This is a genomic window from Sphingorhabdus sp. (assembly GCF_050921905.1).
Taxonomy (GTDB): Bacteria; Pseudomonadota; Alphaproteobacteria; order Sphingomonadales; family Sphingomonadaceae; genus Sphingorhabdus_B.
The window spans coordinates 1,850,272-1,872,930 of sequence record NZ_CP050888.1 but is presented as its reverse complement, the minus strand read 5'-3'; the positions used below and the strand labels follow the sequence as shown (position 1 = coordinate 1,872,930).

The window sequence follows — 22,659 nt, the reverse complement described above, 5'->3', positions numbered from 1 at the left end:
TATGCGTAAACAACTGACGGCGATCATTACAATCTGTTCGCTTATATTGTCGTCCTGTGGCGGCAGCGAAAGCAGCAGCGGCGCAAGCGGTGGCGGCAACAACGCGCTGGCGCCTTCGCCAACGCCAACATCCAGTGCGGCGAGACAGTATGCAGATCCCGCACCGGAATCGCTCACGGTCACAGATGTCGAACGCGTGATATCGCTGGCAGTGGCAGAGGCGCAGGCGCGAAACTTGCCTTCCACCATCGCGGTAGTAGACCGCGTTGGCAATGTACTCGGCGTGTTCGTTATGAACGGCGCGAATTTAAGCCTGAAGGTTCCTGATGCGCCAGCCGGGCCTTCATCAAACACCGATCTGCAAGGTGTTAATCTGCCCGCTCCGGCGGCGGTTGCAGGGGCCATCGCAAAGGCGATTACCGGCGCTTATCTGTCGAGCAGTGCCAACGCCTTTTCTACCCGCACGGCAAGCCAGATTATCCAGCAGCATTTTCCACCGGCGCCGACAACCGTGGGCTTGGAAAGCGGCCCATTATATGGCGTGCAATTCAGCCAACTCCCATGTTCAGACCTGATGCAACGCTTTGGCAGTTTTGGCACGGCCGCACTTATCGGTCCCAAGCGTTCGCCGCTGGGACTATCGGCAGATGCGGGCGGATTTCCTCTTTACAAAAACGGCGCAGTTGTTGGCGGCGTGGGCGTAATGGGCGATGGCATTTATGGTTTCGACCCGAACATTTTGAACGTCGACAATGATGTTGAGGAATTTATTGCGCTCGCAGCAACGCAAGGTTTCGCGCCCAACGAGGATATCAAGGCCGAGCGCATCAGTGTCGACGGTACATTATTACGCTATTCGGACGCGACAACGGCCGGATTGCGCGGTGGCTCCGTGCAAAGCTTTGCTGCGCTGAACGGTAGAGTTGGCAATGTGGTGCCTGTCCCGGGTTATTCCGTCGGCAGCATAATCGCTGGGACGGTTTTTGGCAGCGAGGCATCGGGCGTCCGAGCGGCCACCGCAGCGGAGTTTACCAACCGCGATGCCTATATATTATCCGATGGATCGGGAACCAATCGCTTCCCAATACGCGCCGGAACAGATGCTGCCTCGATTGCGACACCACTCAGCGCCGCCGAGGCCCGATCGTTGCTGGAAGAATCCTTCGCAGTAATGAGCCGCTCTCGCGGGCAAATTCGCCGCCCTAATGACAGTCTCGCACAAATGACGATCAGCCTGGTCGACACGCATGGCGCGGTCCTTGGCATTGTGCGCGGCCCTGATGCACCTGTTTTTGGTACGGATGTTTCATTGCAAAAAGCAAGAACCGCCGCGTTTTTCTCTAACCCGCGCGCAGCATCCGATTTGGCTGCAACCAATAGTCCGAGTGTCGGTACGTTTCTTGCCAGCGCGCGGACATTTTTCGGCAGCAGCAACATTTTCACCGGTCAGCATGCGTGGACCACCCGTGCGATCAGCAATATTTCACGGCCCTATTTCCCCGATGGCGAAGTTGGGCGAGCCCCCGGACCATTTTCGCGCGACATTAACGGCTTCAATCCTTTTTCTACCGGACTTCAGTCCGCCTTGATTGTCGGTAATGTTAATACCCATGTTGGCTTTTTGCTGGGCAGAAATCCAGACACTCCCGCCCGCTGCACCACGATGCCAGACGCTACAACCGGGCAAAACCGATTGCAAAACGGCATCCAAATTTTCCCCGGATCCGTGCCGGTTTATCGCGGATCAACCTTGGTTGGCGCGATTGGCGTTTCGGGAGATGGTATAGATCAGGATGATATGGCTGGCTTCCTAGGCGCAAATACCACGGGCCTGCGCATTGGCGGCATTGGGAATGCCCCTCCTGCGATACGCACAGATCAGATCGAAGTCACTGTGGGTGGAGCCAAAATAAGGCTGCGCTACATTGGCTGCCCGTTCGCGCCCTTCTTGGGTACCAACCAGCAGAATGTGTGTCAGGGGTTATGATGTTTACCGATCTGCCGCCAATGCCAGCAACCACAGTAACCAGTGTTTATAGCGCGCTCGCCGCCGTCGGGGTGACGCCGGAACCGACTGCTGCAGACGCGCAAGTAATGGATGCGGCGCCAGTCGAAGCCGAAACCTCTTTGCCAAAGAAATCCAAAGGCGATCCGCTTGCCGAACCCGATAATGGCATTATCGAAGGTCGCAAACGTCCAGGATATCAACCGCGCCTCCCTGACAAAGTCACGCAAGATAATATTGGCGCGGTGCGTCCTCCTCCACCTGAGGCATTTCCAACCGATGAGTTTCCAATTCCGGACAGGTGGCGCCTTATCCAGTCTTTAGGGCTGGTGAAGGAGCGCTGGTTCGATCCGTACAACCAGAATACCTACAAGGGCGACCGTCCCATCAATCGCGCGAAGGTGCCGTGGTTGCCTATCAAGGCCAATGATTGGTTTTTCGTTGCAAGCGCGGTCAGCGATACGGTTGTTGAAGCGCGGACATTCCCGATACCAGTCGGCGTACAAACGACCGAGCGTCCGGGCAATTTGGATATTTTTGGTAACGACGGTAGCGAGGTATATTCACAAACGTTTATCGTTGGTGCCGCACTTATCAAAGGCCTGACCGCTTTTAAACCGCCCGATATAGAATATCGCGTGGCGCTTGCGCTCAACGTCAATTATGTAAATGTTCCGGAAAAACGCGTGCTGTTTGTCCAGCCGTCAAAGCCTTCGCACCGGCTTGATCATTTTCTGGGATTGCAGGAATTGTTCGTTGACTATCACATCCGGAATACATCGGATCGTTATGACTTCGAATCGATCCGTGTGGGCATACAGCCGTTCCAAAGCGATTTCCGGGGCTTTCTGTTCAACGACCAGCAATTAGGCATCCGCTATTTCGGCAATCGGGATAACAACCGCTGGCAGTATAATTTGGGCGCCTTCTGGCGTCTGGAAAAAGACACCAATTCGGGCTTGAATAGTGTCGTTCAGCGACCGCGCAACGACTGGGTTTTCATCGGAAACCTATATCGGCAAGATCTACCTATTCCTGGCCTGACCAGCCAAATTACTGCCGTCTATAATATGAATCGTGAGAAAAATCAGGTCGAGATTGACGATAATGGCTTTCCTGTCCGACCTGCCTTGCTTGGTAATTTGCGCGGTCGGAATTACGACGTTGTCTATCTTGGTTATAATGCCGATGGCCGCATTGGACGGGTGAATCTAACCGCATCAATCTACGGCGCGCTCGGGACCGATAGTCAGAATTTCTTCACCGGGCAAAAATCAAAAATCCGTGCTGGCTTTACTGCCGCTGAAGCAAGCTATGATCTTGACTGGATGCGTTTCCGTCTGTCTGGACTTTATGCAATGGGTGACCGCGACCCGTTTGATAACAAAGAAACAGGTTTCGACGCGATTTTTGAAAATCCCATTTTTGCAGGAGCAGACACCAGTTACTGGATACGCCAGACTATTCCCTTCGCCGGCGGCGGCCGTGCGATCAGCGTCAATGGCCGTAACGGTATATTAAACTCGCTGCGCTCGTCTAAAGAACAAGGTCAGTCGAATTTCAACAATCCTGGCACCATATTGCTTGGCGCGGGGGCTGATTTTGATCTGACGCCGACGATGCGTTTGTCAACAAACGCCAACTATCTGTGGTTCGAAAATACATCCAATCTGAAAGTGCTCCGTGCGGAGGGTAGTATTCCAAGAGAGATCGGTTGCGACTTGTCAGCAGCGGCGATATGGCGTCCCAAAGCGACGCAAAACATCGTTGCCCGGTTGTCGGCTGCCACCTTGTTGCCCGGTAAAGGATTTAAAGATTTGTTCACCAACCGGCCGCGCGACAAACGCTATTACTCGCTGCTCGCCAACGTGATATTAACTTACTGATGCGCGCCGCTTTTGCCTTGAACTATAACCGGATATGGGCGGTAATATTATTGCTGCTATGCTGCGTTTTTGCGGCATCATTCGCTTATGCTGCGGACAAGGAAAAGCCAGTCGAGCGCATCTACCCGACCTTCCCACCTGCACCGCGCACGCAAGAAGCGTCAGACGTGCTGGCAAAATCAGCGGGCTGTTATTCCTGTCACGTCCAAACCGATGCACCGACCATGCACAGCTCGCCAGCCGTGCAACTGGGCTGCGTGGATTGTCATGGTGGCGATCCGAAAGTCATGGGTAATTCCAACCTGAAACATGATGACCCTGCCTATGTCGCGGCGCGTGACAAGGCGCACGTCCTGCCCAAATATCCAAAAAGCTGGCATTTCCCATCGTCTGCCAATCCCAAACGCAGCTACGCCTTGTTGAACCAAGAAAGCCCCGAATTCATTCGATTCAACAACCCGACTGATTACCGCGTTGTGCGCGAATCCTGCGGTGCCTGCCATATGGAAGTAATCGAAGCAGGCGAGCGTTCACTGATGGCGTCAGGTGCGATGCTATGGGGTGGCGCTGCGTATAACAATGGCATTTTACCCTACAAAAATTACGTCGCTGGCGAAGCTTATACTAAGCATGGCGAACCGGCGAAAGTTATGTCGCCCGGCAGCCCTGTCGGCACAGTGACCGAGGAACAAAAAAAGCGCGGTGCGCTGGCCGCGCTTTATCCCCTGCCAATGTGGACAGTTGTTCCTCCCGGCGATGTGTTCCGCGTCTTTGAACGCGGCGGGCGTAATATCAATACGCAGTTTGCCGAAGTTGGCCTACCCAACCCGACTGGCAGCATACAAAGGTTGGAAGAGCCGGGGCGTCCCGATCTCAAGCAATCCAATCGCGGTCCGGCTACTGGGTTACGCGTAGCCATCCCTATTCTCAATATCCACAAAACTCGGCTCAACGACCCGTTCATGTGGTTTATGGGGACGAATGATCAACCTGGTGATTATCGCCACTCTGGCTGTGCCGCCTGTCACGTCATCTACGCTAACGATCGGGAACCTCGGCACAGCCTAGGCTATTCACAATATGGCCGCGACGGACAGACGCAGACGATTGATCCGACCATTGCCAATAAGCTGGAGCCGGCTGATCATGATGACAAAGGCCATGGCGCTGTGAAAGAGCCCGGCCATAAAGAAGGGCCAATAAAGGAAAAGGGCCACCCACTGCGCCACATATTCACGCGCGCGATTCCAACATCACAGTGCATGAATTGCCACATGCATCAGCCGAACATCTTCCTGAACAGTTACCTCGGCTATACTATGTGGGATTATGAATCTGACGCGCCGTCCATGTGGCCCGAAAAGCAGAAATATCCAACGGCGGCGGAAAGATTGAAAGTTCTTAACCGCAATCCTGAGGCTGCAGCACCCAAGGGGAAATGGTCGGATCTCGATTTCTTGCGCAATGTGTATGATCTTAACCCTAAGTTGAAAGAAACCCAATTTGCGGATTATCACGGCCATGGTTGGAATTTCCGTGGCATTTTCAAGCGCGACCGCGAGGGCAATTTGCTGGATGCAGATGGCAAGATAGTGGCGCCCGACGATCCTGAAAAATGGCGCAAAAAGGGTGAGGGCAAATTTGTCGAGCCGGGGATAAATCCCGGTAAGACCGTGCATATGATGGATATTCATGCCGAGAAGGGGCTGCAATGTGCAGACTGCCATTTCGCGCAGGACAGCCATGGCAATGGTCTGATCTATGCGGAAGTCGCCAATGCTGTCGAAATAGGCTGCAAAGATTGTCACGGCACGGCCGACGCTTACCCCACGCTACTGACATCTGGCCCGGCGGCGCGGCCGCAGGGGAATAATCTCGCGTTACTCCGCAATGCCGATGGTCGTCGTCGTTTCGAATGGCTGTTTGAATCTGATGGCAGCCGCAAGCTGATCCAACGATCCATTGTTGATCCCAAGCTGGAATGGGAAGTCAGCTTGGTCAAAGATAGCATGAACCCCGGCAGCGGACATTTTAACGCCAAAGCGGCGCGTGCAAAACTTATGGGTCGTGTGGGCAAAGAAACAGGCGACTATAAATATGGACTTGATGTCCCCGTAGGCGAACGCGCCCATGGTGACGACAAAATGACCTGCTTCACCTGCCACCTGTCGTGGACCACAAGTTGCGGCGGATGCCATTTGCCAATTGAGGCCAATTGGAAAACCAAAACACATAAATATGAAGAAGAAGAGACACGCAATTTTGCGACCTATAACCCGCAAGTTGCGCGCGAAGATATGTTCCAACTCGGGCGGCATCAGACAACCAAGGGTAATATAATCGCGCCCGTTCGATCCACTTCTGCGCTGGTCCTGTCGTCAACGAACGTCAACCGTGAGCGGATATACATTCAGCAGCCGCCGATCAGTTCGATCGGTTTTTCTAGCCAAGCATTCGCACCACATTTTCCTCATACGGTCCGCAAAACCGAAACAAAGCAATGCACCGATTGCCATTTGTCGGCTTCCGGCGACAATAATGCGATCATGGCGCAATTGATGCTGCTTGGTACAAATTACGTGAATTTTGTTGGGCTCAATGCGTGGGTTGGGCTGGAAGGCGGTTTTGAGGCGGTACGCGTAACCGAATGGGACGAGCCGCAGGCGGTGATAGGTTCGTATCTACAACGCTATGCTTATCCGGATTATTACAAGCTTCACGTGGACCAAAATGGGCGCGAGCTTAAAAACTGGGTGCGCGGCAAGACGCTCGACAAAAACCTCTCGGGTGAAACCGACGCAACAGAGGAATTCGTCAATATTGTGCAAGGCACTGGCGACAAAGTTGGCTGTCTGCAACTGCGGGGCGAATATATGTTTGTCGCCCAAGGCAATCGCGGCTTTCAAGTTTATGACGTCGCGTCGATAGCTAACAAAGGGTTCTCCGAACGGATTTTGTCCGGTCCATTCTCCAAGTTAGGTCATAATACGCGGGTCAAATCGAAGAACGCGACGTGCATGGCGCTGGCAACCAACCAGCCGATCAGTCCGTTGCGAAACACGCCCGCAATGCGGGAAGCCAATCAGGAACAAGCATTCCACCCGATTTATAATTTTGCGGTGATTACCGATAGCGTAGAAGGTCTTATCCTTGTCGATATCAACACAATGGCCGATGGCGAATTCCGCAATAACTTCCTAAAACGTGCGGTGACTTGGAACGATCAAGGCGTTCTGAAAGGCGCGCGGCACATCACGCTTGCCGGACATTATGCTTATGTCACCGCCGATGTCGGGCTGGTTGTCGTCGATCTTGATGATCCACTGCGACCAAAAACGACTGCTGTGATTAAACTGAATGATGCGCGCGCATCGGCAATTCAATTTCGCTATCTTTGGGTTAGCGATGCCGAAGGTGTGAAGTTATTTGACGTGACCAAATTGGCCGAACCAATAGCGGTGCCGCAAGGCAATATCGCGCTGGCCAATGCCCGCAAACTCTATGTCGCACGCACATATCTATATATTGCCGGCAAGCAGGATGGCTTGGTAATCGTTAACGTCACAAAACCGGCAGCGCCCTCTATATATCTCAAAGAAACTTTTGGTGGACAATTGTCCGATGCCGAAGATGTTGTGGTGGGCTCTACCAATGCCTCGGCTTTCGCATATGTCGCTGACGGCAGAAACGGGATGAAGGTTATTCAGCTAACGTCGCCATCGACCCAGCCCAATTATTATGGCTTTTCGCCTGCGCCAAAGCCGGAACTGATTGCTTGGGCAAAAACGCCGTCACCGGCTTATGCCATTTCTAAGGGTATCGACCGTGACCGTGCAGTAGATGAAACCGGAAAACAGATTGCGGTATTTGGACGACTGGGTTCGCGGCCGTTTACGCGGGCGGAAATGGAGAAGCTTTTCCTTAACAGCCTAGGCAAGCCCTATATGGTAACGGATGACGCGGAAGTAACCAATTGGCGGCCACCCTTGAAAGCACCTAGTTAGGTCGCTCTACAATCAACTGTTTGATGAGCGCTTGCAGTCGGTCATCATATTTGGCCAACACAGCACGGTCACCTGCACTATCAAAATGCGACACGAGCTCACGTCCGTTCCATAGGTGCAGCGCATAAGCGGGCTGATCGGCGACAATCATGGGCCGATCATCAGGGTTTTCCGGATCAATAGGGTTCAAGTCCAAAGCTACTTGCGGCGCGGTAGAAGAACATATCGCAACAGACGTCCCCTGCCACGGCACGGCAATGGACCGGTGGACATGGCCACAGATTATTCCCTTTACATTGGGAGCATCTTCAATCGCTCGCGTGAAGTTGCTGACCCATTGTTCTTCGGCATGGGTATTCATCCACGCTATGCCGATTTCGACAGGGGGATGATGCATGGCGATGATCGTCGGCGTATTACGATCTTGGGCAAGTGTTGATCGAAGCCATTTGGCACGCGTGTCGCAAAAAGCACCGCCGTGACGCCCCTCTTCCAGCGTGTCGAGCATTAGCACCCGAACACCGCCAGCTTCCAGCGCGTATTGAACGAACCCATCTGCCACGGGAACTTCTGGAAATTGCGCGGTAAAATTGCTTCGGATATCATGATTGCCAAGGCCCATGTGAACGGGAAAGCTGCAGATGCTAAACGCATCGGCCAACTGCCTGTAGCTCGCGGCAGCCCCATGTTCGGTCAAATCACCTGTGACAATGAGTAAGTCGGGTCGGTTGGGGCCATTGTTCAAATGCCGCAGCACCTGATCCAAGCGCTTGCGGTTGAACTCGGCCGGGTCATCCCGATCAAATCCTAAATGAATGTCGGTAACCTGAGCAATTAACAACGCAAATCCCTCTGTCTATGTGCGCACCTTGTTATTCTCTACGCGGGCTTTGCTAAGTTCCCGTTTGCGCGTCATATCAAATTTTGGCACCCATGGCGACCCCTCATCGGCATGGAAGCTATGACACATTGCGCAACTCGATGGAACATCTGCGTTAGAGGCCTCGCCGCCATGGCATGTTCGACATGTCTTGATACCCGGAAGCAGTACTTCGCTGGCACTACCCGACTTTTTCGCCGCGTGACAGGATGAGCAGGTTTCAGTGTCATGCGCGTCATGGTCGAACCAACCTTTCGTCATAAAGCGCGAGGTTTGATAGACCTTTTGCACTTGCCAATTGTCCGAACCGGCAGGTGGCGCGATTACCTTATGGCAATCATAGCATGCCCCACCTTTTGAGAAGACCGCGCGGATGGCGCTATCGGCGCGGCCGTAATTGACGCTGCCGAAATAGGCATAATATGGCTGGCTGCGGGCATAATCGCCAGGACGCCTGCGTCCTTCCATGGATTGCTGCGTGCTTACACGGTAGGGACCGCCTGCTCGATAAAATGCGCGAAGGTCAGCAACGACCATTTTTGGGTCGCCATGGCGCAATGTGCGCACTGTGTTGCCGATCTTTTCAATACCAAGATTGTGACACTGGGAACAATTTTGCTCCATATCGATCGGCTTAAACCCAACCCCATCAGGCGTCTTTACGTGACAATCCTTACACTCAAGCGCCTGACCAAAATCATATTGCTTGCCCAGCCGTGCGGCCATACGCGCAACACCATTCGTCTTCGACAGATGAACATTGTGTGGAAATTTCAATCCGCTATCTTCCACGGGTTTTTGATCGAGCGATATCCGCTCCCATTTCGGCGGGGAACCGGCCGCGGTTATCACCGTTGGCTTGAACTGGGGATGCGCAGTGCCAAAATCACCCGCATTGGCAAGCTTTGTGTCAGTCAGCCGTTTGTTCATATCGGTGTGGCAGCTACTGCAAAATTGCTGCTTTGTATCTTCCATCGGCCCGGCACCTTCGTGCTCTGTATGACATTCAACGCAACGGCCTTCGGGACGACTAAAACTATCTGCAATTTTACGCGATATTTTTCCATCCCAATCAAGCGGAGCTTTGGCAAGTTTTAGCCTTTTAGGATCGGCATGATCGTGGACATCCTTATGGCAAGACACGCATGAACTATCGCGCACCGCAACAAATGCTTCCGTATGGCACGACTGGCAATTCATTCCCAATCCTGCATGCGCCGACGATAGCGACCCGCTGCTCCAAAGACTGTCGGCATGAAAAGCCGTGGGTCGTTTTTCGGAATTTTGATAATTATAGAATGTGTGGATAGGCCAAACCAAGAGAGCCAGCAGTACAATCACGGACAATGCCCACGCCATAATCCGCCGGCTAGGCAAAACACCCCGTAAGGTGAAAAGACCGATCTCATCCCTTTCTTTGGTCGAGTCCGACAGCACTTCGACGCGCTCTACGGTAATGACGACTACGGCATCCTCTTCCGAAATGACCAATAAATGGCCGCCAAAGCGCATCTCGGCGCCACCAGCTGGCTCGATAATCGCTTGCGACGTGTAGCGGCCATCTACCTCAAAACCGAGCCCTGCAAGTGCGGCTATCTCTAGCTTTCCATTCGCCTGCAACGTCAACCGGGCATGGCGCATTTCAACAGCCAAATCGGTGAGGTGGATCTCGCACGACGCTTCACGGCCAATTATAATCTCGCGCACGTCATGGGGATAGGCACGGATTATTTCCCGGCCATCCGAGGTGCGCGATATTTGACGGACAAGAAAAGTCATGCTGCGGTCACCAGTAGAAAAACACGCTGACAATATGGGCGATAAGCGCAGCGATGAGCGCAAATGTCAGCGGCACGTGCAAATAGAGCCATATTTCAAGCATGGCCTTTAACTGTAAATGCTTTCGTGTCCGCGCTAGGATCGCCCTTTTGCGCCCCAAAAGCGAGCCGACTTTCTCCAACGGATCATCCTTGCCTCCCGGCTGACTTCCCATGATAAGTAGAATTTCGTCATGCGCTGTGCGCGTCTTGCAGGTCGCGTATCGATTGGCCATCCTGCGGATAATTCCGCCACCAAACGGATCTTGATCCAGCGAACTTCGCACAAGTTCTGCATGGTTTTGATCAAGCGGTTGCGCCGCGTCATGCAGCTGTCGGTCAATCGAGCGCAAAGAAGCAAGCATTTGCGCCTCGGTCGTCTGGTCGCGATTGGCGCTCATAAGCTTTGGTATGGTTGCGTAGACTGAAATCCCCCAGATGCCCGACAAGATTACAATCATCATCAATATATAAGCCAGCGTGTGAACATTCCAGTCGAGTTGGAACCCGGTGTGCAGCGTCCCGATAACAATCAGGCTAAGTCCAATGTAGACATGCGCCGATGTCCAGGCCTTTAGCGACCAGTGGCCTCGCGACATTTTGCGTTTGCGGATACCTATTAGGGTGAGCCAAAGGATCATCAGGACGCCGACACTGCCCAATACATAGCCGTACCAGCTGCCGCCGTTATGACGCGGCTGGACGTCGGTCATCAGATAGCCGACTATCGCCAGCAGCGAAATTACCGTGGCACGTTTGAGCCAGCGAAAATTCGCATGGCGCAAAAAACCCTCATGCGTCCCGTCGCTCTGCACCCGCCCAGACTGTACTGCCCGCCCAGCCATTAGTTACCCTCGCCTTGAAGTTTCGCGACCGTGAGGAACCTCTCAGGGGACACCCGTATCGCGGCGCCAGTGGGGCAGGCCCGGACACAGGCTGGGCCACCATCTATGCCCGAACACATGTCGCACTTAATCGCCTTCTTGGGCTTTTCGACATTGGGGTCAGCATTTTTATACGACCATTTCTTACTAGGCTCGCCTGGACCCGGCCCCATACCCAAGAGCATCCAACTCAGTAATCCTGGCTTTTTCGGTGGCTCAGCCTCCATGCGGATAACGCCGTAAGGGCAATTGCGCTGGCAATTGCCACAACCTATGCAGGTGTCATCGATGAACACCTCGCCATCAGGACCGCGGTGAATGGCATTGGGAGGGCAATCTGCCATACAATGCGGATGTTCGCAGTGGCGACATGACGTGGGCACATGAAGATGGGCATATGTCCGGCCTGCCTCACGGTCCAAGCGCGACAAACCCTCATGACTGTCGGCACAGGCCTTTTCGCAGTTATCGCAACCAACACAGAGACTTTCGTCGATCAACAGCACGTCGGTTGCTTCACCCATTCCGTTCTCAACAAGGAAGTTGGCAACGTTGGAATACATATCAACGACGCCGGAAAAGCTGTCTTTCTTGGCTTCGATAAATGCGTTGAGGTCTTGTCGCGATGCCATGTCAGATTTGATTCGCGCCAGCAGTTGCGGCTTCTTCTCCAGTAATGTTTTGAACACTGTGCCGTCGAGTTTAATGACTTCGGATTTGACTGCCGCTTTCACTGTGGCAGTTCGGCGGGTATTTCCTATCAGCGCCATTTCTCCGACATAAGATCCCGCAGGAAGATACGACAGAAACACTTGTTTTCCCGCCACCTTCTTTTCAACAATCATAGATCCTTGGCGGATGATGAACATGTCATCCCCGTCATCGCCTTCGGTAATTATCGGCTTACCTGCGCTTACGGTCTGTATTTCGCTATTGTCGAGCACTTCGGTCAAGTCTGAAGAAACAAGTCCGGACCCGAAGAGCTGAAGTAATTGGCGCTCTGTTGCGATGCGTTCAATTGCACGCTTGGCGGCGGGCACCGAACTCTGCAACTTCAGCGCGGCAGTCCGCGAGATTTCGACGCAGATAGAATCCTCGCCAGCACGGATTGTTGCTCCACGTCGCCGACCCGAAATCAATCCGACTTCGCCAAAGATTGAGCCCGTGTTGATTGGAACGATTTTGGTGGGATCGTTAGCGTCAATCAGCACCTCAACAGAACCACTCGCGATCGTAAAAAGCGACGACCCGGGATCATTGCGTTCAAAAATTGTTTCTCCACTCCGGTAAAATCGCGCTTCGGAATCAAGCATAAACTCACGCATTTGCAACGGCGTCAGCCCGTTCAATATCGTGATATTGGACCGCAGAAATTCAAGCCATTCCTCGACACTTTTGCGTCCTGGTAAATTTTTAAACTTGGCCTCGAGGATCGGTTCATCGGCTGGCTTCAATGCATTATTACCATTGATAAATTCAACGACATCATAGCCTTGGTTCATGCAATGCTTAATCAGCGGATAACCTGCCAGCGCGCCAATTACATAGATACCCGGTTTAGTTGATTCAAAAGAAGGCGACAATTTTGGAAACGCCACCCGATCTTCGCTCGTAAACTCCACCCCACAGCTCTCAATGAATTTACGCGGCGGTGCTGATCCCATACGCGCAATAACCCGATCGCATTTGACCTTGGCTTCGCCGTCTGGTGTATCATATGTGATAAACCCGGGCTCAACCAAAGACGGCGTTGTACCCGTCCGCACAATCACCCGACCGGAATCGCGCGCAGCTAGCAAGGCTTTGATATTGGCATCTTTGGCGGTGGTGAATTCTGCGTTCCGATTTACAATCGTAACCGTATTGCGCTGCTCAGGATCCGCCGCAAGACCCAACGCATTCTCTATCCCTGCGTCGCCCGCGCCGATTACGGCTATATGTTCGTCTATATATGCGCCGGGATCATCAAGTGTATATTGAATGTGAGGTAAGCCGCCGCCATCACAACGCATCAAATTGGGGTTCCCTTGCGTCCCGATGGCAAGGATGACGGTTTCGGCTTCAATGACGGCCCCATCGGTCAGCTGCAAACTGAAACTACCCCGCTCTCCTTCAATCGCTTTGACCTCTGAATTATAGCGGACGTTCACTTTGTGGTCGCCGGTTTGACTGTCCCATGTATCAAGTATGACTTCCCGTTTTCCTGCGCCAAAGTCGATATCTGACCGCAAGACGAGTTGGCTGGGCGTTGCCATGACGTGCTTGCCCTTTTGATACTTGTATATAGTGTCGGAGAGATGATCGGTCTTTTCGAGCAACACATGGGTCAGACCTAAGACAGCGGCGCGCGCGGCAGCACTCAGTCCGGCAGGTCCGGACCCAATGATTGCAACGCGATACCTTGTTGTCATGCCTTCATTCCCCCATCATGATCAAACCGACAAAAAATCCGCGGACAAGGCGGCAAGAAATACCCACCTAAAATGTGATTTGTCGATTTTAAGAAACTTTACCATCTCTTCCAAATAGCGCTATACCTTAATTCTATTTTAATTGAGGCGCGCATGACCGACACAGCTGAAACATCGAAAATTCCAAGGTTCGTTCTCTTCGGCGCGCTTGCTTTGTTCATGATAGCCATCATCATTGGCGCCTCGCGCAACTTGGGCAGCGAAGGCGACCCAAGTACCGCGACGGCCGTTGAAGGCATTACCGCCAATGCAGCCGGACCAAATGCAGCGATAGCGGCGCTTGAAGAAAGAACGCGTAAAGATCCAGCCGATGTGGAGGCTTGGCAGTTGCTCGGTTGGTCTTACTTCGAAAATGGCAGGTACCTAGATTCGGCTAATGCTTACGGTAAAGCAACGAAACTTGAACCGGACCGCGCAGTATATTGGTCATCGCTTGGCGAGTCTTTGGTGATGGCTGACGAGAGCAACCCTATGCCAAAAGCAGCCAAAGCCGCTTTTGATAAAGCGATAATACTTGATCCAAAAGATCCGCGATCCCGCTATTTTCTTGCGGTGAGTAAGGATTTAGATGGCGACCATAGAGGCGCAATCAATGATTGGTTGAAGCTATTGAAGGACACTCCGAAGAATGCACCTTGGGAGGCTGACCTTATCCGGACCATCGAGCAAGTTGGAAAAATCAACAAAATCGATGTTATAAAAAGCTTAGCAAGCGCTCAAGAAAGCCGGAATAGTGACCTATCCGCAACCCTGAAAAGCATCGCGGCAGCGCCGATACCTGGACCCAGTAAAGCCGACATGGCGCAGGCGGCCAAGCTACCACCTGGCCAACAGCAGCAAATGGTGACCTCAATGGTAGAAGGGCTGGAGACCAAGCTTGCGAAAAATCCTAAAAACGTAGACGGTTGGATCATGCTGATGCGAAGCCGCATGACATTAGGCGAGACGGCGAAGGCAAAAGCGGCACTAACAAAGTCAGTCGCAGCAAATCCGGAGGCGCAAAGTAAGCTCCTTAAGGAAGCTCAAATACTTGGTGTTCCAGGAACTTAAATTTAGGAGAACGGCCGGTGCTTTCTGAGCCCGGCGAAATTAGACCTTAACCGCATAGGCGCGCCTCAATCGAGATATCATTGCCACTTTCGAATTCTCATTTTATAACACTTTACAGTGGTCTCTCACTTCAGTAATGAAGTCCGACCAAGTGACAATACGTAACGGCGATTCTTCTAACGATTGCCTGAAAGTGAAATATTTTTCTACTTCGAGCATTTTTTTCGGCTTTTTTGATTGTGTGGGCAAGCGCTTCCGCACACGCCTCGAATGCACCGGCGGGGATGGCAACATTGTCCGGAGAAAAATGCGAACTTAGGGGAACGCCTGAACAGTCGCCAAGCAGTGTGTTTGTCGATGACCGTGAGCTAATATGTGGTGGGTTGGCTGTTGGCAGGGCCGCCCGACTGTTACTACCAGAGACCGGCACAGATTCCGGTGAGCAATCGCTCAAACGTGCGTTCGGCGCAGCAAAGGGAGAGCTGCTGCTCAATGCCCAATTAAACTGCGAACCAGAGCGATACTTGCCGCGTGATGGCAAATTTGTTCTCGCCCTGCCGTGCAGAAGTTCAACTGATGGTTGGCCGATCTTATTGCTCGCGCAGATCAGCGGTGGAACGCTGAACATCGTTCAAGGTCCCGCTTCAGCTTATCCAGCCTTATTGGAGACACTCGGCCAACCGTACGAAACAAACCGAACCCTTCTAGCAGCGGAAGTTCGAGCTCTGTGGTCCGCCCCGATTGTCATCGGGAGCGAAGTGGACCAAGCGTTGATCCGCGAACTTTGGTCGGATGCTAGGCTAGCAAACAGTCGCTTTGCCTATGCCGAAGCCGAACAAGCGTTGCGCAGGGCGCTCGATGTTCAAATTCGCATTTTTGGCGAGGATGACGTTGTAACTAACGCGCTTTTTCTCGATATGGCTATGGTCGTTGCAAATCTTGGCCGATTTGACGAGTCAGATGGCCTGCTGCGCCGCGCTGCGCCGATCATAGAACGATCGCCCAGCCCCGCCGAGCGAGCCCGCCTAGCGACGTACAGGGCCAATATATCAGCATTGCGCGGCGATTATATCGCGGCTCGCTCAGAAGCCAGCGATGCGGTCGCGCAATGGCGCGCCATAACCGAAGCGCGCCCTGTTACCGACGACACAGCCTTGGCGCGAGGGGAAATGGCGATGGCCTTGAACCTTGAAGCGTTTGTGCTGATGCGCAGCGGTGACACAACCAGCGCCAACGTGCTTGCAAGCCAAGCATTACTGGCACTGGCAGCCGCGCCCGCAACGCCAGTTTGGTGGCGCGCCGATATAATGGGTGTGCTTGGTGAAACCAGCCTGTCGGATGGTCGACTGGCAGCTGCGGAAACTTACTTCAAGACCGCGATCAGGATCCGCAAAGATGCGTTTGGTGAAGGCGCAGGCACCCTGCGATTACGCACAGCGCTGGCGCGCGCCTACCAAGCAGAGGACATGAATACAAACGCTATAATCGCTTACAGAGAAGCGCTTAGCCTCGCCCGCGGACTGCCGCGCGACAGTATACCGTTCACTGGGGAAGACTTGATGCCGCTGGCAGCGGCAGTCGTCAATTATAGCGCCGGTATTACCGACGAGAAGCAACGGCAGGGTTTGTTTACCGAAGTATTTGACGCCTTTCAATTTGCCCGCAAGCCCGGCCGCGACCGAACAGTTGCCTTAACCGCCATGCGCCTCTCGTCAGGATCCGTCGAATTGTCGGCCTTATTGCGGCGCGCCGAGGACGACAATCGTGAGATGGCCCGCATTCAAAGCGAATTAGCCCAGCAGCAGGCACTTGCGGCCGATGACCGCAACCCCGAAGCAGAGGACGCGCTCATTGCGCAGATTACTAGCCAAGCGTCCCGCATCGAAGCTTCTCGCGCAGAAATCGCAACGCGATTTCCCGAATATCAAGCTCTGAAGGAAGGAAAGTTGCCAAGGCTTGACGATGTTCGCTCGCGGCTAGACGACAATGAAGCCTTGGTTACCTTCCTGCTTGGTAGGGAAAAATCTTTCGTTCAGCTTATCCGACGCGATGGAACGATCGTTGCGGAGGTGTCGGCTGGCGCAGACGATATCGCTGCAAGTGTAAAAAGCTTGCGCCGCGGACTTGAAATAGAAGGAAGCTCGGTTGCTGATTTCGATCTCGAAACCGCGCATCAACTATTTTCTCAATTGCTTGGCCCAGTCGTCCCGAAACTCAGCGGAGTAAAGCGACTGATTATTGTGCCATCGGGCGCTCTGGCAAGCCTGCCATTCGGTCTTCTTGTCACCGAGCCTGTAGATAACAAAACCTACAGCAGTGCCGCTTGGCTTTCCCGCCAATTTGCTATCACCCACAGCCCGTCAATCGCCAGTTTCATCGCACTCCGCTCGACGCGACTTGTAGGCAAGCCGCGCCAACTTCTGCTGGCCGCAGCCAACCCGCTGCTCGCTCCCCCGCCAAGTAAGGGGCCAATAGGTTCAAAGGCGACACAGGCTGGGTTTGCGGGTCTGTTAAGCAGCTGCCGAAAGGATGCCGCTGCATCACCCGAAACACTTCGCATGCTGACATCATTGCCCGAAACCGCTAGCGAGGTTGCCGCAGTCGCGGCCGCTCTCAAAGCACCGGACGCAGAAATCATGCTCGCCGAGAACGCGACCGAAGCCAATCTGCGCAGTAAGTCTCTGTCGGACTATCGCATTTTATATTTTGCCACCCATGGTGTCTTACCTGGCGAATTGAAATGCGAATCTGAACCAGGGCTCGTGCTAACGCCCCCTGCAACAATTGCAGAAACGCGCTCAACCGACGGTTTGCTTGACGCCAGCGAGATCGCTGCGCTGGAACTTCGCGCCGACCTCGTCGTGCTGTCAGCTTGTAATACCGCATCGGACGGCAGCGGCAAACTGGGCGGCGAGACCCTCTCGGGACTAGCCGAAGCCTTCTTCTACGCTGGCGCCCGCAGTCTGCTGGTCAGCCATTGGCAGGTGCCGTCCGCGGCAACTGCGCGTTTAATGATCGATGTCTTTAAGGCTGTCGGCGCCGACCCTGATTTGTCGATAGATAAAGCCCTTGTCCAAGCGCAACTAAAGGCAATAGCAAACCCAGCCTCGGCGCACCCCTTTTTCTGGGCGGCCTTTGTCTTAATCGGCGACGGTGCGTCGCCTCCGCTTAACGAGAGAGCTGCGACATGAGTTGGAAGGCGCTCGCTACCGGGCTTGCGCTCGTCCTTGCCTGGCCCGCCGTCGCCACGCCGATGATCGTCGTTGAAGCGCGCGGTGGTGGCCTAAAGCCCGGGATGCGTATCGATAGCGCGCGCCCGGTTAAGCTCGCCGAGGGCGAAAAAATAGTTCTGGTCGCACCCGATGGCCGGATGTCCACATTGCGCGGTCCCTATTCTGGTCCAGCAGTCCGTAACGCTGGGTCCGTTCAGAACCCACGCGTCGCGTTGGCAGCACTCATCGCCACCCGCAATGACCGTGCCAGTTCCGTCGGGGCAGTGCGGTCCGGAGCCAATGCAGCGCCCTTGCCTGAGCCTTGGCTTATCGACATCTCGCGCGGCGGCGACCGTTGCCTAAAAGAGGGGGAAAAGCCAGTCTGGTGGCGTCCGGATAGCCTTACCGAAAAGGCCTTTTCCGTATTTCCCGTGGATCGCTCGTGGCGTGCCGATTATATATGGAAGCCGGCTACGGATCGCATGACACCTCCCGATATCATCGGGCTTGACGATTTAAAAACCTTCATAATCCGTGCAGATGGCCAGGAATATCCCCTCCGTATCAGCATGATACCACGTGATATAGACGACCCTCTGGTGGTCACCGCCTGGATGCTGGAAAAGGCATGCGTTCAACAAGCTGACTCATATCTAAGGGCAATCGGCAAGGACCTTGACGACAGCGCATCGTCGCAAGGCAATATTGAAACACAGACAGGGATGTTACAAAGATGAACCGCGCAATCCGGCAAATCTTGGTTGCAATCGCGATTGCGTTTGCCGCCACGTTGCTGAGCGGTGGCAGCGTTCAGTTTATCGCGCCGCTGGCAAATCTGGAAACAAAGCTTGCCGATATTCGGGTTGCAGCGATGCAGCCCGCGATGCCGCCATCTTCGGATGTCGTAGTCATTGCCATCGACGAGGCAACGCTGGCCGCATTTTCGTATAGGTCGCCCGTTGATAGGGGGCTTGTTGCCGATTTGATCGAGCAGCTTGAAGACAAGGGCGCCGCCGCCATCGGCGTAGACATCATTGTCGATCAACCAACCGAAGCCGCAAAAGATGAGCGACTTCGAAAGGTCATCCGCTCAACCAGCACGCCTCTAGCCTTCAGCTTCAGTTCGGCCCCCAATGTCGTTAATGCCGAACAGCTTGCCTATATGGAGGCGTTTATTCCGGAAAGCATGCGCGCAGAGGCAAATCTGCTGACCGATCCGTTTGACGGGTTGGTCCGCCGCATTAACCCCGGCGGCACTGTCATTAATGGACAGCGCGTTGACACCGCGCGGCATCCGGCTGGATTTGTGCGAAAATTGGCCGGAATGCGCGGTGTAGAAGCGCCTCTGTTTCCAGTCGACATCGCGTGGCGTGCACAACCAGATGCCGAAAACACGCCTTTTCCAACGTTTTCGGCAACTTATCTGCAGTTTCTGCCGCCTGAGATGATCAAGGGCAAGATCGTGTTAATCGGCGCAGTGTTGTCGATTACAGATCGCCACCGTACCCCGCTATCCATCATTGACGATGGCGATCGGGGCAACATGCCGGGCGTGATGGTTCAAGCCCACGGCATCACACAGATTCTGGAAGGACGGCGTCCGCCCACTGTACCTCTGTCATGGACCATTGGCATGTTGTCGCTTTTCGCCATAATAGGCACTGGACTAAGCCTGTTGCGAATGGGCATTGTCTTCAATGTCGGTATCAGCGTCGTAATCACGTTTCTATATTGGGTCGGCTCAATCGTGGGCTTTGGCAAAGGCTTGCCCATGTTGCCGCTGTTCGGGCCGACGCTGTCGCTATTCCTCGCTTTGTGGATGATGGACCTCATTATTGGACGCGGCGAACGCAAGCAGCGCAAATTTATTCAGAGCACGTTTTCGCGATACGTCTCGCCGGCAGTCGTTGATCAATTGATTGCCGATCCGAGCGCGGTGCAAGTGTCCGGTTCCAAGCTAGATGCGACATTCATCTTCACCGATATCGCCGGCTTTACCACATTGTCTGAAAAATTGAAGGCTGAAGAACTCTCTGAAGTCTTAAACAACTATCTCGACGGCGCGTGCGAGATCATCCTAAAGCATGCCGGCACGATCGACAAATTCATCGGCGACGCCATTATGGCGATCTTCAATGCGCCGATACCGCAGCCCGATCATGCTGCGCGAGGAATTCGTTGCGCGCTTGAACTCGACGCTTATGCCGAAGCCTTCCGAAAGGATTGCAACGCCCGAGATATCCCGCTTGGCGTCACCCGCATAGGCATTCATAGCGGTCTATCGATTATCGGGAACTTTGGCTCTCAATCGCGCATGGATTTCACGGCGCTAGGCGACACCGTGAACACTGCCGCGCGGACGGAAGGCGTCAACAAATATTTCGGCACGCGAATCTGTTGTACGCAGCAGGTTGTCGACCAATGCTCCGATCTCGACTTTCGACCGATTGGCGACATTGTGCTTAAAGGTAAGGAGGAGGCGACGCGCCTTTATACCCCTATCGCTGCTACCGATGCGCCTGAACTGATTGCGGATTATCGCCGGGCCTATGCCTTGCTTGAAGCCAGTGATCCAGGCGCTGTCGAATGTCTGGCGCGCCTTTCCAAGGAGTATCCAGAAGATCCCGTGATCCGCTTCCATCAGGAACGGGTTGCACACGGGTTGCTCTCATCACGTGTGGTGATGGATGACAAATAAACTTGGCGTTTGGGCGTATGTTGCGCCTATATTTTACGTTGTACCGTCGGTGGTCGCCATGTGCGCCTCGCCTGTCTCTGCACAAATTTTCCAACCACCGCCACAGGCGGACATTTCGCGCCAGCGGATCCAGCCGCTGCCACTCCCGGACACGCCATTGCAATTACGCATTCAGAACCCGGAAAAGGCGAGCGTTCCCAAAGCGGTCGATGAGATTGTTTTTTCGATTAACCGCATCAAGGTAACTGGTGCGACGCATTTCCCAGAAGAGCGCTGGCGCGCAATTTTTGCCCCGCTTGAAGGCCAGAAAATCGTTTTGAGCGACCTGCGCGACGCTGCCAGTAAACTTGAAGATCTCTATCGCGCCGAAGGCTTTTTTCTGACGCGGGTTTTCATCGCACCGCAAGAGGTGCGCGACGGCACTCTTGAGGTACAGGTAGTCGAGGGATACTTAGCCAACGCTTTTGTTCAAGCACCTAATGATCCCAGCAGGAAGCGTACCCAAGCATTGATCACCCCGGTGCTGGGTCAGCGCCCGGTGCGCTTCCTTGATCTTGAACAAAGACTGCTCCTCCTAAATGATACTCCTGGCATAGCCGTGACAAGCGTGCTGCGTCCCGGGGGCACATTGGGGAGCAGCGATATCTTGCTAACAACCATCAAACCGCCAAGAACTGCCTTTGCCGCAGTCGATAACTCGGGTTCCGACGTCGTGGGTCCTATTAACTACTCGATTGGCACAACAATCTTCCAGCCCTTTGGCGGGCCCGGGGCGCTTGACCTGTCGCTGGCAATGTCCGGGGAAGGTTTTAGAGAACTGCAAGCATTAAGCGGTCGATATGCAACTCCGCTCGGCGATAATGGTGCAGTGGGCAGCATCGGCGCGCTCGTCGCGCACGCAGCCCCAGGCGGACCAATTCGTGATCTTGATGTGCAAAGTAAATCAGGTTCGCTGAGCGCAAGTTTGCGCGTGCCGTTGCTTCGATCCCGAGCCAATTCCATCTATCTTGATGCTGGGATAACGCTGAACCGCAGCTTCGTCAAAGCGTTGGGCACAGAGATTAACGACGACCGGAGCACAGTTGCCAGCCTTGGGCTGCAATGGCGACAGATAGGCTGGCTGGCTGGCGACATGACATTTGGCGTTAACGTGCTCCATGGTCTTGACCTGTTCGGTGCAAACGGTGCCAATGCACCACTGCCGTCGGTTCTTGGGTTCGATCCGCATTTTCTGCGGTTGACCTATCAATTCCAGCGCAATCAGCCGATCCGCGGCCCAATCGGCGCGCGCATGACATTGCAAGGCCAATATTCGACCAGCCGTCTACTCTCGGGAGAGCAAATCTCTTTTGGCGGAAGCGGCATCGGACGCGGCTATGATTCATCATCGGTGACCGGCGAGCGTGGCGTTGGAGTGATTGGTGAACTGCATGCATCGCTTCCGGACGCGCAGGTGCCCAACCTCATTGGGGCGGTCCAAGTCTACGCATTCGCCGACTGGGCGCAAACCACGGCGCTCGCCTATGAGGAAACGCCCAAACAAAGTGCGACTATTTCCTCGCTCGGGGTTGGAGCGCGGTTCACGTTCCTACGCCAGTTGTCGGTCGAAACACAGTTCGCGTCAGCACGCCGCGCGCTAACGGACGGCATCAAAAGTGGCGGCCGCTTCACGCTCGGCGCAATTTTGCAGTTTTGAAAGACGATGTCATGACCAGCGCAAAAATTCGATCCGCCAATCATGGTCAAACATGC

The 22,659-nt window shown here is 54.0% G+C and carries 12 protein-coding genes; 8 read left to right on the top strand and 4 right to left on the bottom strand.

Annotated elements, in window-relative coordinates:
- The first annotated feature begins 1 nt into the window (after position 1).
- Genes HEQ18_RS09090 through HEQ18_RS09080 form a run of 3 tightly spaced genes read left to right on the top strand, consistent with a single transcriptional unit; the run spans position 2 to position 7,895 of the window.
- A complete protein-coding gene (locus tag HEQ18_RS09090) occupies positions 2 to 1,987 on the top strand; it encodes a heme-binding protein (RefSeq protein ID WP_432814460.1) in 1,986 nt (661 codons plus the stop codon).
- Positions 1,984 to 3,891 carry a hypothetical protein gene (locus HEQ18_RS09085; RefSeq protein WP_432814459.1) on the top strand — a complete coding sequence of 636 codons (1,908 nt, stop codon included), beginning with the start codon at positions 1,984 to 1,986 and terminating at the stop codon, positions 3,889 to 3,891. Before HEQ18_RS09090 ends, HEQ18_RS09085 begins: the two co-directional genes overlap by 4 nt.
- Positions 3,891 to 7,895 (top strand): multiheme c-type cytochrome, encoded by a 4,005-nt coding sequence (locus HEQ18_RS09080; RefSeq protein ID WP_432814458.1) that lies wholly within the window; start codon positions 3,891 to 3,893, stop codon positions 7,893 to 7,895. The genes HEQ18_RS09085 and HEQ18_RS09080 overlap by 1 nt, the downstream gene beginning before the upstream one ends.
- Here HEQ18_RS09080 and HEQ18_RS09075 read toward each other — a convergent pair.
- From HEQ18_RS09075 to HEQ18_RS09060, 4 genes are read right to left on the bottom strand one after another with little or no spacing between them, the layout of a single operon-like run.
- The gene (locus HEQ18_RS09075) at positions 7,888 to 8,736 is read right to left on the bottom strand and encodes a phosphodiesterase (RefSeq protein ID WP_432814457.1); all 849 of its coding nucleotides are present in this window, start codon (positions 8,734 to 8,736) and stop codon (positions 7,888 to 7,890) included. The genes HEQ18_RS09080 and HEQ18_RS09075 overlap by 8 nt on opposite strands.
- A 15-nt stretch (positions 8,737 to 8,751) precedes the next feature.
- Positions 8,752 to 10,554 carry a cytochrome c3 family protein gene (locus tag HEQ18_RS09070; protein WP_432814456.1) on the bottom strand — a complete coding sequence of 601 codons (1,803 nt, stop codon included), beginning with the start codon at positions 10,552 to 10,554 and terminating at the stop codon, positions 8,752 to 8,754.
- Between the two features lie 7 nt (positions 10,555 to 10,561).
- Positions 10,562 to 11,437 (bottom strand): hypothetical protein, encoded by an 876-nt coding sequence (locus HEQ18_RS09065; protein ID WP_432814455.1) that lies wholly within the window; start codon positions 11,435 to 11,437, stop codon positions 10,562 to 10,564.
- The gene (locus HEQ18_RS09060) at positions 11,437 to 13,887 is read right to left on the bottom strand and encodes a cyclic nucleotide-binding domain-containing protein (protein WP_432814454.1); all 2,451 of its coding nucleotides are present in this window, start codon (positions 13,885 to 13,887) and stop codon (positions 11,437 to 11,439) included. The genes HEQ18_RS09065 and HEQ18_RS09060 overlap by 1 nt, the downstream gene beginning before the upstream one ends.
- 219 nt (positions 13,888 to 14,106) lie before the next feature.
- Here HEQ18_RS09060 and HEQ18_RS09055 point away from each other — a divergent pair, with 219 nt between their 5' ends.
- The 5 genes from HEQ18_RS09055 to HEQ18_RS09035 all read left to right on the top strand — a co-directional run bounded on the left by HEQ18_RS09055 (position 14,107) and on the right by HEQ18_RS09035 (position 22,603).
- Complete coding sequence (locus HEQ18_RS09055) at positions 14,107 to 14,997, top strand: tetratricopeptide repeat protein (RefSeq protein WP_432814453.1); 891 nt, start codon at positions 14,107 to 14,109, stop codon at positions 14,995 to 14,997.
- Positions 14,998 to 15,281: 284 nt separating this feature from the next.
- On the top strand, positions 15,282 to 18,188 hold the full coding sequence (locus tag HEQ18_RS09050; protein ID WP_432814452.1) for a CHAT domain-containing tetratricopeptide repeat protein: 2,907 nt from the start codon (positions 15,282 to 15,284) through the stop codon (positions 18,186 to 18,188).
- Complete coding sequence (locus HEQ18_RS09045; protein WP_432814451.1) at positions 18,185 to 18,946, top strand: hypothetical protein; 762 nt, start codon at positions 18,185 to 18,187, stop codon at positions 18,944 to 18,946. Before HEQ18_RS09050 ends, HEQ18_RS09045 begins: the two co-directional genes overlap by 4 nt.
- On the top strand, positions 18,943 to 20,907 hold the full coding sequence (locus tag HEQ18_RS09040; protein ID WP_432814450.1) for a CHASE2 domain-containing protein: 1,965 nt from the start codon (positions 18,943 to 18,945) through the stop codon (positions 20,905 to 20,907). The genes HEQ18_RS09045 and HEQ18_RS09040 overlap by 4 nt, the downstream gene beginning before the upstream one ends.
- Positions 20,897 to 22,603, top strand: a complete 1,707-nt coding sequence (locus HEQ18_RS09035) for a ShlB/FhaC/HecB family hemolysin secretion/activation protein (RefSeq protein ID WP_432814449.1) — start codon at positions 20,897 to 20,899, stop codon at positions 22,601 to 22,603. Before HEQ18_RS09040 ends, HEQ18_RS09035 begins: the two co-directional genes overlap by 11 nt.
- The last annotated feature ends 56 nt before the right edge of the window (positions 22,604 to 22,659 follow it).